At 72.4% G+C, this 16,085-nt stretch carries 10 protein-coding genes; 4 read left to right on the forward strand and 6 right to left on the reverse strand.

The window, feature by feature from the left end:
• Window positions 1–125: 125 nt before the first annotated feature.
• Complete coding sequence (locus tag ACI2LW_RS30955; RefSeq protein ID WP_404734562.1) at window positions 126–1,493, reverse strand: Ig-like domain-containing protein; 1,368 nt, start codon at window positions 1,491–1,493, stop codon at window positions 126–128.
• Between the two features lie 688 nt (window positions 1,494–2,181).
• On the opposite strand from ACI2LW_RS30955, the gene ctaD reads away from it, so the two are divergent.
• Both ctaD and ACI2LW_RS30965 read left to right on the forward strand, forming a co-directional pair.
• Window positions 2,182–3,831: a cytochrome c oxidase subunit I gene (ctaD, locus tag ACI2LW_RS30960; protein WP_404734586.1), complete on the forward strand. Its 1,650-nt coding sequence runs from the start codon at window positions 2,182–2,184 to the stop codon at window positions 3,829–3,831.
• A 6-nt stretch (window positions 3,832–3,837) separates the two neighbouring features.
• Window positions 3,838–4,407 carry a hypothetical protein gene (locus ACI2LW_RS30965; protein ID WP_404734563.1) on the forward strand — a complete coding sequence of 190 codons (570 nt, stop codon included), beginning with the start codon at window positions 3,838–3,840 and terminating at the stop codon, window positions 4,405–4,407.
• Between the two features lie 123 nt (window positions 4,408–4,530).
• Here ACI2LW_RS30965 and ACI2LW_RS30970 read toward each other — a convergent pair whose 3' ends face one another.
• The 4 genes from ACI2LW_RS30970 to ACI2LW_RS30985 all read right to left on the reverse strand — a co-directional run bounded on the left by ACI2LW_RS30970 (window position 4,531) and on the right by ACI2LW_RS30985 (window position 9,221).
• A complete protein-coding gene (locus ACI2LW_RS30970) occupies window positions 4,531–5,895 on the reverse strand; it encodes a GH1 family beta-glucosidase (RefSeq protein WP_404734564.1) in 1,365 nt (454 codons plus the stop codon).
• A 32-nt stretch (window positions 5,896–5,927) separates the two neighbouring features.
• Window positions 5,928–6,767, reverse strand: a complete 840-nt coding sequence (locus ACI2LW_RS30975; protein ID WP_404734587.1) for a carbohydrate ABC transporter permease — start codon at window positions 6,765–6,767, stop codon at window positions 5,928–5,930.
• A 112-nt stretch (window positions 6,768–6,879) separates the two neighbouring features.
• Window positions 6,880–7,890, reverse strand: coding sequence for a carbohydrate ABC transporter permease (locus ACI2LW_RS30980; RefSeq protein ID WP_404734565.1), 1,011 nt, complete (start codon window positions 7,888–7,890; stop codon window positions 6,880–6,882).
• 14 nt (window positions 7,891–7,904) lie between these two features.
• Entirely contained in the window at window positions 7,905–9,221 is a 1,317-nt protein-coding gene (locus ACI2LW_RS30985; RefSeq protein ID WP_404734566.1) for an ABC transporter substrate-binding protein, read from the reverse strand.
• 502 nt (window positions 9,222–9,723) lie between these two features.
• On the opposite strand from ACI2LW_RS30985, the gene ACI2LW_RS30990 reads away from it, so the two are divergent.
• Window positions 9,724–11,589, forward strand: a complete 1,866-nt coding sequence (locus tag ACI2LW_RS30990) for a coagulation factor 5/8 type domain-containing protein (RefSeq protein WP_404734567.1) — start codon at window positions 9,724–9,726, stop codon at window positions 11,587–11,589.
• Between the two features lie 277 nt (window positions 11,590–11,866).
• On the opposite strand, the gene fusA is transcribed toward ACI2LW_RS30990, so the two are convergent.
• Window positions 11,867–14,002: an elongation factor G gene (gene fusA / locus ACI2LW_RS30995; protein ID WP_404734568.1), complete on the reverse strand. Its 2,136-nt coding sequence runs from the start codon at window positions 14,000–14,002 to the stop codon at window positions 11,867–11,869.
• A 664-nt stretch (window positions 14,003–14,666) separates the two neighbouring features.
• Here fusA and ACI2LW_RS31000 point away from each other — a divergent pair.
• Window positions 14,667–16,061, forward strand: a complete 1,395-nt coding sequence (locus ACI2LW_RS31000) for a serine/threonine-protein kinase (protein WP_404734569.1) — start codon at window positions 14,667–14,669, stop codon at window positions 16,059–16,061.
• The last annotated feature ends 24 nt before the right edge of the window (window positions 16,062–16,085 follow it).

The following is a 16,085-nucleotide window of genomic DNA, read 5'->3' on the forward strand; positions in this document are numbered from 1 at the left end:
CCGTGCCCACGGGACAGGCCGCACGACGCCCCGCCCACGAGGACGAGCGCGGGTGGCGGCCGGCGCGTTGCCGGCCGCCACCCGGCGGGGAAGCTCGTTGTCAGGTGCGTGGACGTGCCCCGGCGTCAGCCCGTCGCGCCGCCCGCGACCCACTCGCTCCACGGCATGTTCCAGTCGCTGAAGCCGTTGTCGGGGGCCAGCTTGGTCTTGTCCTGGGAGTTCTTGACGATCACGACGTCGCCGATCATCGAGTTGTCGAAGAACCACGCGGCGGGCTGCTTGGCGTCGCCGCCGCCCCTGACGTCCTTCAGGCCCACGCAGCCGTGGCTGGTGTTGACCTTGCCGAAGACCGAGGGGGCGCCCCAGTAGTTGCCGTGGATGAACGTGCCCGAGTCGGTCAGGCGCATGGCGTGCGGTACGGCCTGGATGTTGTAGGAGGGCTTGCCGTTCTTCTCGGTCAGGCCCACGCTCGCGCCGTTCATCCGGATGTGCCGGAACTTCTCGGAGACGACCATCCGGCCGTTGTACGTCGGGTGCTCGGGGCTGCCCGCCGAGATCGGGATGGTCCTGATCGTCTTGCCGTTCCGCACGACGGTCATCTTCTTGGTCTTGGCGTCGACCGTGCTGATCTGGCTCCGGCCGATCTTGAAGGTGACCGCCTTGCGGACGCCGTGGCTGTTCAGCTTGACGGTGACGGTGGAGCCGGGCTTCCAGTAGCTCTCGGGGCGGAAGTCCAGGCGGCCGTCGTTGAGCCAGTGGCCGACGACGCGCTGGCCGCTGCTGGAGCTGACCTGGATCTTCGACTGCACGGCGGCCTTGTTGGCGATCGCCGTGCCGAAGGTGACCGACACCGGCATGCCCACGCCGACGGTCGAGCCGTTCTCCGGGAACACATGGCCGACGAAGTCGTTGGCCGGGGAGACCGTGGTGATCGTCGCGTTCTCGGTGGCGGTGCGGCCCTGGGCGTCCTTCGCCTCCGCGGCGATCTGGTACCTGGTGGCCCGCTTCAGCGGGCCGTCCGGCTTCCAGGACGTGCCGTCCGCGGACAGGGAGCCCTTGACCTCGGCACCGGTCGCCACGGCGGTCATGGTCACCTTGGTGAGCTTGCCGTCGGTGACGGTGACCTTGACAGGGCCGTTGATCCCGACGTTGTGGGCGCCCTGGCCGGGCCTGATCTTTATCCGGGCCTCGGAAGCGTCCTGGGTGGTCGCCGGGCCCGGCGAGGGCTGCGAAGCCGCCTGCGGGGCCGCCTGCGGGGCCGCCTGCGAAGCCGCCTGCGAAGCCTCCTGCGGGGTGGCCTGCGAAGCCGCCTGCGCAGCCGCCTGCGGGGTGGCCTGCGAGGCGACCTGCGGGGCCGGGGCCGGGGGCTTTCCGGCGTCGTTGCCGCCGGTGGCGGCCACGCTGGTGCCGCCGAGGGCCGTAACCGCGAGCACGCCGCCGATTACGCCGGCCGCGGTCACCAGCCTGGTCCGTCGTGTACGCGCCGTGATCAAACGCCTCTCCTTGCCCTCGGTGCCTGAAATCGATGTGGCTGCTCGCACGGGGAGCGCAAGCAGCGCCTCATCCACTTATACGCAGTGATGCGCCCTAAATGGGCATATTGTGTCCAAGGCCACCTGTGGTCGAGACCTCCTGCGGGGGGTGTGAGAGGCCCTCGTGGGTGCGCGTGAGACCGCCACGGGTGCGCCAGAGACCGCCCCGCAGGTGGGCGGGAGAACCCCGCCAAGGTGCACGGAGGCCCTGCTCAGGAGCGGGGCGCAGGCTCTGGACGCCGTGCCCACAGACCCCGCGCGGACCGCGAGCCCGTCCGGCGACCGCCGCAACTCGGCGGCGGTAGGGCCCTCCGTCCCCCTCCCCCCGGCGAAGGTCCCGGGCCCCCGGGGCCGAGCGGCGGGGCGGGTGGGGGGCTGTTCGGCCCTAGGGGGACCCCTCCCCCCTGCGGCGATCATGGGGCGGCGGCCGGGAAGGGCCGGGTCCGTTCTCCTCGCCTGAGCACTTCCGGGCTCGTCGTTCGTCGATGAACCGAGCAGATCGGGAGGGCACCGTCCGGTGGACGAGGTGCGGATACCAAAGGCCGCGGAGGCGCGGCAGTCGGACCGGGACGGGGCGCCGGCCGCTTCCCCGGTGGTGGGCCGGGAGGCGGCCGGCGGGGCGGAGACCGCGGCCCCACGGCCGTCGTGGATCGACTGGCTGACCACCACCGACCACAAGAAGATCGGGACGCTGTATCTCGTCGCCGCCTTCGTGTTCTTCGCCATCGGCGGTGTGCTCGCCCTGATGATGCGTGCCGAGCTGGCCCGGCCCGGGCTGCAGCTCATGTCGAACGAGCAGTTCAACCAGGCGTTCACGATGCACGGCTCGATCATGCTGCTGATGTTCGCGATGCCGCTGTTCACCGGCTTCGCGAACTGGATCATGCCGTTGCAGATCGGCGCCCCGGACGTGGCGTTCCCGCGGCTGAACATGCTCGCGTTCTGGCTGTTCCTGTTCGGCTCGTCGATCGCCGCGTTCGGGTTCCTCACCCCCGACGGGGCCGCCGACTTCGGCTGGTTCCTGTACGCGCCGCTGTCGGACGCCGTCCACTCGCCGGGCCTCGGCGCCGACCTGTGGATCATGGGTGTCGCGCTGTCCGGGTTCGGCAGCATCCTCGGCGCGGTCAACTTCATCACCACGATCATCTGCATGCGCGCGCCCGGCATGACCATGTTCCGCATGCCGATCTTCACCTGGAACGTGCTGCTGACCGCGCTCCTCGTGCTGATCGTCTTCCCCGTGCTGGCCGCGGCGCTGTTCGCGCTGGAGATGGACCGCCGGTTCGGCAGCCACGTCTTCGACCCGGCCAACGGCGGCGCGCTGCTCTGGCAGCACCTGTTCTGGTTCTTCGGCCACCCCGAGGTGTACATCCTGGCGCTGCCGTTCTTCGGGATCGTCTCCGAGGTCGTCCCGGTGTTCTCCCGCAAGCCGATGTTCGGCTACGTGGGCCTGATCGGCGCGACCATCGCCATCGCGGGCCTGTCGGTGACGGTGTGGGCGCACCACATGTACGTCACCGGTGGTGTGCTGCTGCCGTTCTTCTCCTTCATGACGCTGCTGATCGCGGTCCCCACCGGGGTGAAGTTCTTCAACTGGATCGGCACCATGTGGAAGGGCAGCCTGTCGTTCGAGACGCCGATGCTGTGGGCGACCGGCTTCCTCGTGACCTTCGTCTTCGGTGGTCTCACCGGCGTCATCCTGGCCTCGCCTCCGCTGGACTTCCACGTCTCCGACTCGTACTTCGTGGTGGCGCACTTCCACTACACGGTGTTCGGCACGGTGGTGTACGCGATGTTCGCCGGCTTCCACTTCTGGTGGCCGAAGTTCACCGGCAAGATCCTCGACGAGCGGCTCGGGAAGATCACCTTCTGGACGCTCACCGTCGGCTTCAACCTCACCTTCCTGGTCCAGCACTGGCTGGGCGTCGAGGGCATGCCGCGCCGCTACGCCGACTACCTCGCCGCCGACGGCTTCACCACCCTCAACACCCTGTCCACCATCGGCGCGTTCCTGCTGGGCCTGTCGATCCTGCCGTTCTTCTACAACGTCTGGAAGACGGCCAAGTACGGCAAGAAGGTGGACGTCGACGACCCCTGGGGCTACGGGCGTTCGCTGGAGTGGGCGACCTCCTGCCCGCCGCCGCGGCACAACTTCCTGTCCCTGCCGCGCATCCGCAGCGAGTCCCCGGCGTTCGACCTGCACCACCCGGAGATCGCCGGGGCGGACGAGACGGACGAGACCGACGCGGTGCGCGCGGCCGGTGCGGCCGGTGCGGCCGGTCTGGAAGCGGCGAGGTAGGCCGCCGTGTCGCACGCCGTCGCCGCCCTGGGAGCCGCGGCGCTGACCGCCGCGGGTTGCGTCTGGTACCTGCCGGCCCTGGCCGACCTGCGGGCCGGCGCCGACCGGCCCGACTCCCGCCGTCTCGCCGCGGCGGCCTGCCTGACCGGCTGGGCCGGCACCGGTGTCCTCGCCGTGCTGCTGCTGGTGGCCGACGGCTGGTGGACGCCGTTCTGCGCGGCCGTCGTCGGTGCCACCGCGACGGCCGGCCTGCGCCTGCAGGCCGCCGTGCGGCGCCGGCGGGAGGCGCGGGAGACCGCCCGGCACTGGGCACGGCTGGGCCACAACCCGCCGTCGTCCGGCGCCGGGCCCTCCCGGTACGTCGTCGCGGCCGTCGTCGGCTGCGGGGTGGCCGCCGCCGTGGCCGTGGCGGCCCTGCACGCCGTGGCCGGGCCGGAGGGCGACCCGGCCTGGGTGACGGCCGCCGCCCCGTCCGCGGTCCTCGCCGTGTTCCTCGCCACGGCGGCCGGCTACGCCCGCGCCACCCGCCGCACCGCACCGGCGGGCAACGGTCACCGGCGCGCCCGGCAGCCCTAGGCGGCGCCCGGTTCAGGTGGTTCAGGTGTCAGAGGGCGGCGGCACCCGGCAGCCCTGGGCGGCACCCGGCTCAGGTGGTTCAGGCGTCAGGGGGGCGCCGCCCCCAGAAGAAAGGAGCCCCCCTCACGCCGCCTTCCGCGTCCGCCTCCTGTGGGCCCGCACGATCGACGCGTACCGGTGGCCGCTGCCCTTGATGGTGCGCGCCTGGGTCCAGTAGTCCACGTGGACCAGGCCGAAGCGCTTGTCGTAGCCGTACGCCCACTCGAAGTTGTCCAGCAGCGACCAGGCGAAGTAGCCGGCCAGCGGGGCTCCCTTGCGGAGCGCGGAGGCGCAGGCGGCGAGGTGTCTGACCAGGTAGTCCTGGCGCTGGGGGTCGTCGACGGTGCCGTCGGGGCGGACCACGTCCGGGAAGGCCGAGCCGTTCTCGGTGACGTGGATCCGCCGCGCGCCGTACTCCTCGGTGAGGCGGAGCAGCAGCGTCTCGAGGCCGCTCGCGTCGATCTCCCAGTCCATGCCGGTGCGCGGGACGCCCGGGCGGCGGACCGTGCGCACGCGGGGCGCGGGGGCCGTGGGGTCGTCGGCGACCGTGGCCGGGAAGTAGTAGTTCAGGCCGAGCCAGTCCAGGGGGGCGGCGATCGTGTCCAGGTCGCCGGGGCGTTCGGGCAGTTCGACGCCGTAGACCTCGCGCATGTCGCAGGGGAAGCCGCGGCCGTGCACCGGGTCGAGCCACCAGCGGTTGAGGTGGCCGTCCTGGCGGCGGGCGGCGGCCTCGTCCTCGGGGCGGTCGGTGGCGGGGAAGACGGTGGAGAGGTTGTTGACGATGCCGACCTGCGCGCCGGGGCTCGCGGCGCGGATCGCCTGTGTGGCCAGGCCGTGGCCCAGCAGCAGGTGGTAGGAGGCGCGGACGGCGGCGGTCAGGTCGGTCAGGCCGGGGGCCATGGTGCCCTCGAGGTGCCCGATCCACGCCGAGCAGGACGGCTCGTTGAGGGTGGTCCAGTGGGTGACGCGGTCGCCGAGGCGTTCGGCGACGACGGAGGCGTAGGACGCGAAGTGCTCGGCGGTCGCGCGCTCGGGCCAGCCGCCGCGGTCCTGGAGGACCTGCGGGAGATCCCAGTGGTAGAGGGTGACGGACGGGGCGATGCCGGCCGACAGCAGGCCGTCGATCAGCTCGTCGTAGAAGGCGAGGCCCCTGGGGTTCACCGGGCCGTCGCCGCCCGGCAGGACGCGGGGCCAGGCGATCGACAGCCGGTAGGCGTTGGTGCCCAGCCGCCGCATGAGGCCGATGTCCTCGCGCCAGCGGTGGTAGTGGTCGCAGGCGATGTCGCCGTGGTCGTTGTTGTCGGTCATTCCCGGGGTGTGGGAGAAGGTGTCCCAGATCGACGGCGAACGGCCGTCCTCGGCGACGGCTCCCTCGATCTGGTACGCCGAGGTGGCGGTACCCCACAGGAAGTCGTCCGGGAACGCGGCGAGGTCGATGGCGTCGGACACGGAAGCCCTTTCGGGAGTCGGGGTGTGGGCGGTCACTTCACCGCTCCGGCGGTGAGGCCCGCGACGAGGTAGCGCTGGAGCAGCAGGAAGCCGGCGACCACGGGCACGCTGACGACCAGCGAGGCGGCCATGATCTGGTTCCAGTAGACGTCGTACTGGGTGGAGTAGCCCTGCAGGCCCACGGCGAGCGTGCGGGTGGTGTCGTTGGTCATGACGGAGGCGAAGAGCACCTCGCCCCAGGCGGTCATGAAGGCGTAGACGGCGACGGCGACGATGCCGGGGACCGCGGCCGGCACGACCACCCGGAACAGCGCGCCGAGCGGGCCGCAGCCGTCCACCAGGGCCGCCTCGTCGAGGTCGCGCGGCACGGAGTCGAAGTAGCCGATCAGCATCCAGATGGAGAACGGGAGGGAGAAGGTGAGGTAGGTGAGGATCAGGCCGCCCCGGGAGCCGAACAGGGCGATGCCCGTGGCGTTGCCGATGTTGACGTAGAGGAGGAACAGCGGCAGGAGGAAGAGGATGCCGGGGAACATCTGCGTGGACAGGACGGTGACCGTGAAGACGCGTTTGCCGCGGAAGGCGTGGCGGCTGACGGCGTACGCCGCGAAGACCGCGATCACCACCGAGCAGACGGTCGCCGCGCCCGCCACCACGAGCGAGTTCACGAAGTACCGGGCGAGCGGGACCGTCGACCAGATGTCGATGTACGGGCGGACGGTCAGGCCGCTGGGCAGCCAGCGGAACGTGCCGGTGACGTCGGCGAGCGGCTTGAGCGAGCTGGAGACCATCACGTAGACGGGCACCAGGACGAAGCCGGTGAGCAGGGTGAGGAAGATCCGCCGGGACCAGAGGAAGGACCGCGGGGGCGCCATCGGGGACCGGCGGGGGGCCGCGGTCGCGGACCGGTGGGGGGCCGCGCCCGGCGCTCTGCGGGCCGTCCCGTCCGGGGACTTGTGAGGGGCGACGGGGGCGGGTCCGGTGGAGTCAGGCATCGGCGGACCTCCGTCCGCGTGAGGTGAGCACCAGGTACGTTCCCGTCACCACGAGCAGGAACAGCAGCAGCAGGACCGACATGGCGGAGCCCGTGCCGAAGTTCCAGGTGACGAAGGACGCCTGGTAGATGTGGACGGAGATGAGGTCGGCGGCGGCGGGGGCGGCCCTGCCGAACAGGACGTACGGCGTGTTGAAGTCGTTGAACGTCCACAGGAACAGCACCAGGACCAGCACCTGGTTGACGGGCCGCAGCGAGGGCAGGGTGATACGGCGGATCTGCTGCCACACGCCGGCGCCGTCGAGGGCGGCCGCCTCGTACAGCTCGCCCGGGATGTTCTGCAGGCCCGCCATCACGATGAGGAAGGCGAACGGCCAGCCCTTCCACACCGACACGGTCAGCAGGGCCAGGAAGCTGTTGTCGCCGATCAGCCAGAAGGAGGGCCGGTCGGTGAGGTGCAGCTGCTCGTGCAGGACGTGGTTCACCAGGCCGTTGTCGTGCTGGAACATGAACACCCAGGTGATGACGGCCGCGTAGACGGGCAGCGCGTACGGCACCAGGAACAGCGCCCTGAGCAGTCCCCGGCCGCGGAAGGCGTCCTGCATGCAGATCGCGGCGACCGTGCCGAGCAGCCAGCACAGGGCGACGGACAGCAGGGTGAAGCCGACGGTGACGAGGAAGGAGTGCAGCAGCGCCTCGCCGACGGGGGCGTCGAAGTCCACCGACACGCGGTAGTTGCCGAGGCCGGACCAGGGCGCGCTGCCCCAGTCGCGGATGTAGAACTGGGTGAGCTCCTTGAAGCTCATCACGATGCCGATCACCATCGGCACCAGGTGGACCAGGAGTTCGAGGACGAGGGCGGGCAGGAGCAGCAGGTACGGCAGTCCGGCGCGGCGGATCCGGCCGGTGCGGCGGATCCGGCGCGGTCCGCGCGCCGCCGCCGCACCGGCGGTACCGCCCGGCGCCGCCGTCGTGCCGGCCCCCTTGAGGGCGGTGGTCGTCATGACGGGGTCCGTGCTCACTTCGCCGGCATCTGCTGCTGGGCCTTGAGCAGCTTGGCCTTCACCGAGGCGGTGGTCACCGCGCGCCCGGCGGCGGCGTCCGCGAACAGCTCCTTGACGGCGGTGCCGACCGTCGTCTCGAACTGGGACTCGTCGGCCACCTGGGGCAGGGCCGCGGCGCTGGTGGCGAGGGTGTTCTTGAGGACCGCGGTCGCGGGGGCGCTGAACGCCGGGTCGGACTGGGCGCCCTTGACCGACGGGATGGAGCTGTAGGCCTTGTTGAGGATCTTCTGCTCGTCGTCGCTGGTCAGGAATTTCACGAAGTTCGTGGCGCCGTCGAGGTTGTGGGTGCTTTTGAAGACGGCGACGTTGATGCCGGCGGCCATGGAGTTGACCTGGGTGCCGCTTCCGGGGGTGCCGGACTGCACCGGGACCGGGGCGACGCCGTACGCGTCCGCGCTCATGCCCTGGGAGGCGAGGTTGGCGGAGGCGGACTGCCACAGCAGCATCGCGGTGCGGCCCTTGGCGAAGTCGCTCACCGACTGGTTCTGCGCGTACTCGGCGTTGCCGGCCGGGATGACCTTGTCCTTGGCCATCAGGTCGACGTACTGCTTGACGGCGGTCACCGCGCCGTCGTTGGTGAAGTCGGGTCTGCCGTCGGCGGTGAAGAAACCGGCGCCGTGCTGCTGGGCGAAGACGAAGACGTGGTGGATGTTCTCCGAGACGTTGGAGCCCTCGGCGCCGAGCACCTGCTTGCCCCTGGCCTGGATCTTCTTGCCGTCGGCGACCAGTTCGGCCCAGGTGGCCGGGGGCTCGGCGATGCCGGCGTCGGCGAAGATCTGCTTGTTGTAGTAGAGCGCGTACGCCATCGAGTACAGCGGTACGGCGGCCGGGTCCTTGCCCGGGGCGCCGGTGGAGCCGAGGGCGGAGTCGACGAAGCGGTCCCTGCCGCCGATCCTGCCGAAGTTCTTCGCGTCCCAGGGCAGCAGGGCGCCGGTGGCCTGGAGGGAGGCGCTCCAGGAGTTGCCGATGTTGAAGACGTCGGGGCCCTGGCCGGAGGTGGTGGCGGTGAGGATCCGGTTCAGCAGGTCCGACCAGGGCACGACCTCCAGCTTGACCTTGATGCCCGTCTGCTTCTGGAACTTGTCGAGTTCGGGCTGCAGGACCTTCTTGTCGACCTCGATGCTCGCGCCCTGGTTGGAGGCCCAGTAGGTGAGGGTCTTCGGTGAGGCGTTGTCCCCGCCGCCCGTCGGCGAACCGCCTCCGCAGGCCGAGGCGGCAAGGGCGAGAGACATGGCGACGGCGCCTACGGCCGCGGCTCGGATGCTGCGCATGGCTCCTGGTGTCCCTTTCCGGGAGTGGAGAACCCCGAGGAAAGCCCCGGACGCCGGCCGGCGGGACGCGCGCCGCGCGCCCGGCCCCTTCGGTTCCCGAAGCACCTCATGGCTTAATTTAGGACGTGAGTTAAACCCTCCGCGGAGGACCCGTCAAGGGATCCGGCACGGGTGAATCCGCACCCCGGGACCACGGCGGTTCCGCGACCCCCGGCACACCGCGGCCGCGCGCCCGGTGACCTGCGGCGAACGCCCGACGGAGGGGTACGGCAACGGTGTGCAACGGTTGGGTCTCGGCAACCCGTTCACGCACCCGCGGGCGACGGCCAACCCATCTCCCATGCGGCGCAGTGGAACTGACGGCCCATCAGAGCACTGGCGCGCGTCGGCGGAATCCGTGCCGCACCTCTTGACGCTTCGTTCACACGGATGAAGCATTCACCGGCGAGAGAGCGCTCTCAGACCCCACCCCGTTCACTTCCCGAACCAGGAGAGCCGCCGCATGCCCCCAGTCTCCCCGGAGTCCCCCGAGCCCAGTGTGGGCCGCAGAGCCGTACTCGGCGCCGCCGCGGCGGCCGCTCCCCTGCTGGCCGGCCTGTCCGCGCCGCAGGCGTCGGCGGCCTCACGAGCCGCCTCCGCCCCTGCCCCACGAGCCGCCTCCGCCCCTGCCCCGCGAGCCGACTCCTCCGCGGTCAGCAGGGGGCCCGGGTCGCGGCCCCTGTGCGGCGGCGGCGACCTCGGCCCGAACGTCCTGGTCTTCGACCCGTCCACGCCCGGCATCCAGGCGAAGCTGGACGAGGTCTTCGCCCGCCAGGAGTCGGCGCAGTTCGGCACCGGCCGCCACGCCCTGCTGTTCAAGCCCGGCACCTATCACGGACTGAACGCGCAGATCGGCTTCTACACGTCCGTTGCCGGCCTCGGTCTGAGCCCCGACGACACGACCATCCACGGCGACGTCACGGTCGACGCGGGCTGGTTCGGCGGCAACGCCACGCAGAACTTCTGGCGTTCGGCCGAGAACCTCGCCCTGGTCCCGGCGAGCGGCACCAACCGCTGGGCCGTCGCCCAGGCGGCGCCGTTCCGCCGGATGCACGTGCGCGGCGGTCTCGACCTCGCGCCGTCCGGCTACGGCTGGGCGAGCGGCGGCTACATCGCCGACAGCCGGATCGACGGCCAGGTCGGCCCGTACTCGCAGCAGCAGTGGTACACCCGCGACAGCTCGATCGGCAGCTGGCTCAACGGCGTGTGGAACATGGTCTTCTCGGGCGTCCGGGGCGCCCCCGCCCAGAGCTTCCCGAGCCCCCCGTACACCACGCTCGACACCACCCCGGTCTCGCGCGAGAAGCCGTTCCTGCACCTGGGCGCCCGGGGCGAGTTCCGCGTCTTCCTGCCGCACAAGCGCACCCACGCCCGCGGGGTCACCTGGGGCAACGGCACACCGAGGGGTACGTCCCTGCCGTTGTCGCGCTTCTACGTGGCCCGGCCCGGGGACACCGCCGCCACCTTCAACCGGGCCCTCGCGCGGGGACTCCATCTCCTGCTCACCCCGGGGATCTACCCCGTGGACCGGCCGATCCGGGTCAACCGGCCCCACACCGTGGTCCTGGGCCTGGGTTACGCCACCCTGGTCCCCGAGGGCGGCACCACGGTGATGAAGGTCGCCGACGTCGACGGCGTACGCCTGGCCGGATTCCTGATCGACGCCGGACCGGTCAACTCCGCCACCCTGCTGGAGGTCGGCCCGCCCGGTGCCTGGCGCAGCCACGCGGCCGACCCGACCACGGTGCAGGACGTGTTCGTCCGCATCGGCGGGGCGGGCGCCGGGCGGGCCACCACGAGCATGGTGATCAACAGCCGGCACACCATCGTCGACCACACCTGGATCTGGCGCGCCGACCACGGCACGGGCGTCGGCTGGGAGACCAACCGGGCCGACCACGGCCTCGTCGTCAACGGCGACGACGTGCTGTGCACCGGCCTGTTCGTGGAGCACTTCAACAAGTACGACGTGCAGTGGTACGGCGAGCGGGGCCGCACCATTTTCTTCCAGAACGAGAAGGCCTACGACGCCCCGAACCAGGCCGCGATCCGCAACGGCCGGGTCAAGGGCTACGCCGCCTACAAGGTCGGCGACCGCGTCACCGCCCACGAGGGCTGGGGCCTGGGCAGCTACTGCTACTACAACGTCGATCCGGCGATCGTGCAGCACCACGGCTTCTCGGCACCGCGCCGGCCGGGCGTGCGCTTCCACGACCTGCTGGTGGTCTCGCTGGGCGGCAACGGGCAGTACGAGCACGTGATCAACGAGACGGGGACGCCGACGTCGGGCACGTCGACGACGCCTTCGACGGTGGTGTCGTACCCCTGACGTCACACCGACTCGCGCAGTCCTCCCCCTGGTAGTCGTACGCCTGTCGTACGCCTGTCGTACGTCTGTCGTACGTCTGTCGTACGTCTGGCAGGGGGAGGACGCGGAACCCGGCGAACGCCGGCCGGAGCGCGGACGCCTCCCCGGTGCGCGCCGGCCGGAGCGCCGGCTCCCCTCCCCGTGCGCGGGGAGGGGAGCCGGCTCGGCTCACGGGGCCGCGACGCCGGTGCGGCTCACCGGCTCGCGAGGCCCGCCCGGCTCGCGGGGCCCGCTCGGTTCACCGGGTCGCGAGGCCGGTGCGGCCCTCGACCCGGCCCGTCGGGCCCTCCGGGGCCGGGGCGTGGCCCGCGGGGCGGGTGGTGAAGGTGCCCCGGCCGTGGGTCCGGCCGCGCAGACGGCCGGCGTAGCCGAACAGCTCGGCCACCGGGACGGTGGCGGTGACCACCGCCGTTCCCGCGCGGACGGCCTGTCCCGTGACCCGGCCGCGCCGTGCGGCCAGGTCGCCGAGCACGGCGCCCACGGCGTCCTCGGGCACGGTCACCGTGACCTCGGCGACCGGCTCGAGCAGACGCATCGCGCAGGCGCGCAGCGCCTGGCGCAGACCGAGCCGTCCCGCCGTGCGGAAGGCCATCTCGGAGGAGTCCTTCACATGGGTGGCGCCGTCGGTCAGCGTCACCCGCAGCCCGGTCACCGGATGACCGCCGAGCGGACCGTCGGCCAGGGCGTCCCGGCAGCCGGCCGCCACGGCGCGCACGTACTCCTGCGGCACGCGCCCGCCGACGACGGCCGACCGGAAGACGAAGCCGTCACCCTCCTCCCCGTCACCGTGCGCGGAACCGCCCGGCTCGGCGGCGCTCAGCGGTTCCACGTCGAGGACGACGTGGGCGAACTGCCCCGCCCCGCCGTCCTGTTTGACGTGCCGGTACACCGCACCGGACACCCCGCGGACGACCGTCTCGCGCAGGGCGACGCGCGGCCGGCCGACGTTCACCTCGAGCCCGTGGTCGAGCCGCAGCCGTTCCGTGGCCACCTCAAGGTGCAGTTCGCCCCGGCCCGACAGCACGGTCTGCCCCGTCTCCGGGTCCGTCCGCACCACCAGCGAGGGGTCCTCCTCGGCGAGCCGGGCGAGGGCCGCGGCCAGCCGGTCGGTGTCGGTGCCGCGACGTGCCTCGACGGCGACCGACACCACCGGTTCGGCGCTGCCCGGCGGTTCGAGGACGACCGGCGCGGCGGGATCGCACAGGGTGGCCCCCGCGCGGACCGACTTCGGCCCGACGACGGCCACGATGTCACCGGCGACCGCACGGTCGAGCGGTGTCCGCCGGTCCGCCTGGACCCGCAGGATCCGCGCGACGCGCTCGGTGCGGCGCGCGGTCGCGTCCCACACGGTGTCTCCTTTCTCGATGGTGCCCGAGTACACCCGCAGATGGGTGAGCCGCCCCGTGGGGGTGGCGTGCACCTTGAACGCCAGCGCGGCCAGCGGTGCTCGCGGATCGGCGGCCCGCTCCTGCCGCGTGCCGTCGTACGTCTCGCCGCGCACCGCGGGGACGTCGAGCGGCGAGGGCAGGTACGCCACGACGGCGTCCAGCAACGGCTCGATGCCGCGGTTGCGGTAGGCCGAGCCGCACAGTACGACGACGCCGTCGCCGCTGTGCGTCAGGTCGCGCAGGGCGCGGGCGAGGGTGTCGGCGGTGACCGTCTCGCGCTCGCAGAACTCCTCCAGCGCGGCCGGATGCCGTTCCGCGACCGCCTCTTCGAGGAGCCGGCGCCGGCGCAGGGCCTCGTCGCGCAGGCCGCCGTCGGGCACGGGGCCGGTCTCGACGGTGTCGCCGCCGTCGGGCCAGACCAGCGTCCGCATGCGCACCAGGTCGACCACGCCGGTGAAGCCGTCCTCCGCGCCGATGGGCAACTGCACGACCAGCGGGGCAGGGTGCAGCCGCTCGCGCAGGGAGGCCACGGCGGCGTCGAGGTCGGCGCCGGCCCGGTCCATCTTGTTGACGAACGCGATCCGCGGCACCCCGTGCCGGTCGGCCTGCCGCCACACCGACTCGCTCTGCGGTTCGACGCCGGCCACGGCGTCGAACACGGCGACCGCGCCGTCCAGTACGCGCAGCGAACGCTCCACCTCGTCGGCGAAGTCGACGTGCCCGGGGGTGTCGATGAGGTTGATCCGGTGTCCGTCCCAGGCGCAGGTGACGGCCGCGGCGAAGATGGTGATGCCCCGGTCGCGCTCCTGGGGGTCGAAGTCGGTGACGGTGGTGCCGTCGTGCACCTCGCCGCGCTTGTGAGTGGTTCCGGCGGCGTAGAGGATCCGCTCGGTGAGCGTCGTCTTGCCGGCGTCGACATGGGCGAGGATGCCGAGGTTGCGGATGGTCGCGAGGGTGTTGGGGCGAGGGGTGTCGTTGCCGCGCACGGCCCGGGCCTTTCGGTTCGATCGGGTAATCCGGCCGTCCGGCGACCGAGCGCTCGGTGACCGAGTGCTTGGTGACCGAGTGCTTGGTGACCGAGTGCTTGGTGACCGGTGGTCCGGAAAAGGGCAGCGCGATTCCCCGCGGAGGAGGACAGGAGGAGGACAGGACGAACGCGGGCCGCGGTCGACGGCCTTGCAACGGCGATCGAGTCGAGTCGGGTCGGATCCTCTACGCGGGCATCCGGTGCCGGCCGCGCGGCGGGCACCGGAGCACCGGGGACACCAGGATCACCTCGGACCGGGAAGGGGGAACGACGACGGCACCGCGATCACGCACGGCCGGGCTCCCCTCGACTGGTCACGGAGCGCGCCGCCCCGATCCGGGCGGCGCGCGAGACGTGGTGAGTGTAGGGAAGGGTGGGGGCGGGCCGGTACCGATTAAACGCGGGGCGGGCCCGGCGCCCGGCCGTGCCACCGGGGCGGGTGGTGGTGCCGGTACTGGCCCGGCCCCTGGGTCCCGGCCCCCGGCCCCCGGCCCCCGGGCTCCGGGCTCCAGCCCGCCGACGGCTCGGCGCTCTCGTACCGCCCGCCGGTCAGGACATGGTGCACCGCCGGGTCCGCTGCTGCTCTAAGGTGGCCCGGGACGATGCGCAGGGGGAGGGTTCGGGTGCAGCAGATCGGCGCCTACACGATCGAACGGGTGCTGGGCGAGGGCGGGATGGGCACCGTCTATCTCGCGCGGTCGCGGGGCGGGCGGAGCGTGGCCGTGAAGGTCGCCAAGCCGGAACTGGCCCGGGACGCCGGGTTCCGTGAACGGTTCCGCGCCGAGATCACCGCCGCGCGCACGGTGGGCGGCTTCCACACCGCGCCCGTGGTCGACGCCGACCCGGACGCCCCGACGCCCTGGCTCGCCACGGCCTACGTGCCCGGCCCCAACCTCGCCGAACTGCTCACCGCGCACGGACCGATGGACGAGAACGCCCTGCGTGGGCTGGGGCTCGCGCTGGCCGAGGCGCTGCAGGCCATCCACGACTGCGGCCTGGTCCACCGCGACCTCAAGCCGGGCAACATCATCATGGCGGACGACGGCCCCCGGGTCGTGGACTTCGGCATCGCCAGGGCGCTGGAGGGCTCCGGGCTCACGGTCACGGGGGTCGCCCTCGGCACCCCCGGGTTCCTCGCGCCGGAACAGGCGGAGGGGCTTCCGGTCACCGCCGCCGCGGACATCTTCGCGCTGGGCGCCGTCCTCGTCGCCGCGGCGGGCGGCAGCGCCTTCGGCGAGGGCACGCCCATGATGATGATGTACCGGTCGGTCCATCACGAGGCCGACCTGTCGGCGGTCCCGGCGGCGCTGCGGCCGATCGTGGCCGCGTGCATGGCCAAGGACGCCGGGCAGCGGCCCAGCGCGGCCCAACTGCTGGATCTGCTCGCCCCGTTGGAGCCAGGTGCCGCCGCGCCGCCCGCACCGCCCGCGTACACGCCGACCGCGTACGCCCCCGCCGTGCCGACGACCCCTGCGCACGGCCCCGGGACTCCTTCGCCGAACGCCCCCACGGCCCCGGCGACTCCGGCGGCGACCGGCCCTGCAGTTCCCTCTGCGACCGGGGCTGCGGGGCCGGCGGGGGCTGCGGGTCCCCATTCCGCCACTCCCCCGCCGTACGCCGCCGCGGCGGCCCTGCCGACGGTGTCCGCGCCCTCCCCGTACCCGCCCCACCCGGTCGCTCCGCCCATGCCCCCGCAGCAGGGGTTCGGGCCGCCGCCCGGGACGGCGGCCGAGGGGCAGGAGTTCCTGGCGATGGACCACAAGAACGCCGTCGTCGCCGACGCGCACGGCGTCTCCTTCGGCGTCAACGGCCGCCCCACCGACTTTCCTTGGTACGCCGTCCACGCCGTCACGCACACCGCCACGGCGGGCCGGCGTCCGGCCCTGACCGTCACCGTCCATCTGCGGGACGGCGGCACCCGGTCGTGCCGCGTCACCACCCACGACGAGGACGAGCTGGACGACTGGACGCAGCAACTGACGGCCGTGGTGGGGCGGTTCGTCCACGGGGGCCGGTGAGGGCCACCGGCTGTACCGGGCTGG

It is taken from the genome of Streptomyces sp. NPDC004065, from assembly GCF_044903565.1.
Taxonomy (GTDB): domain Bacteria; phylum Actinomycetota; class Actinomycetes; order Streptomycetales; family Streptomycetaceae; genus Streptomyces.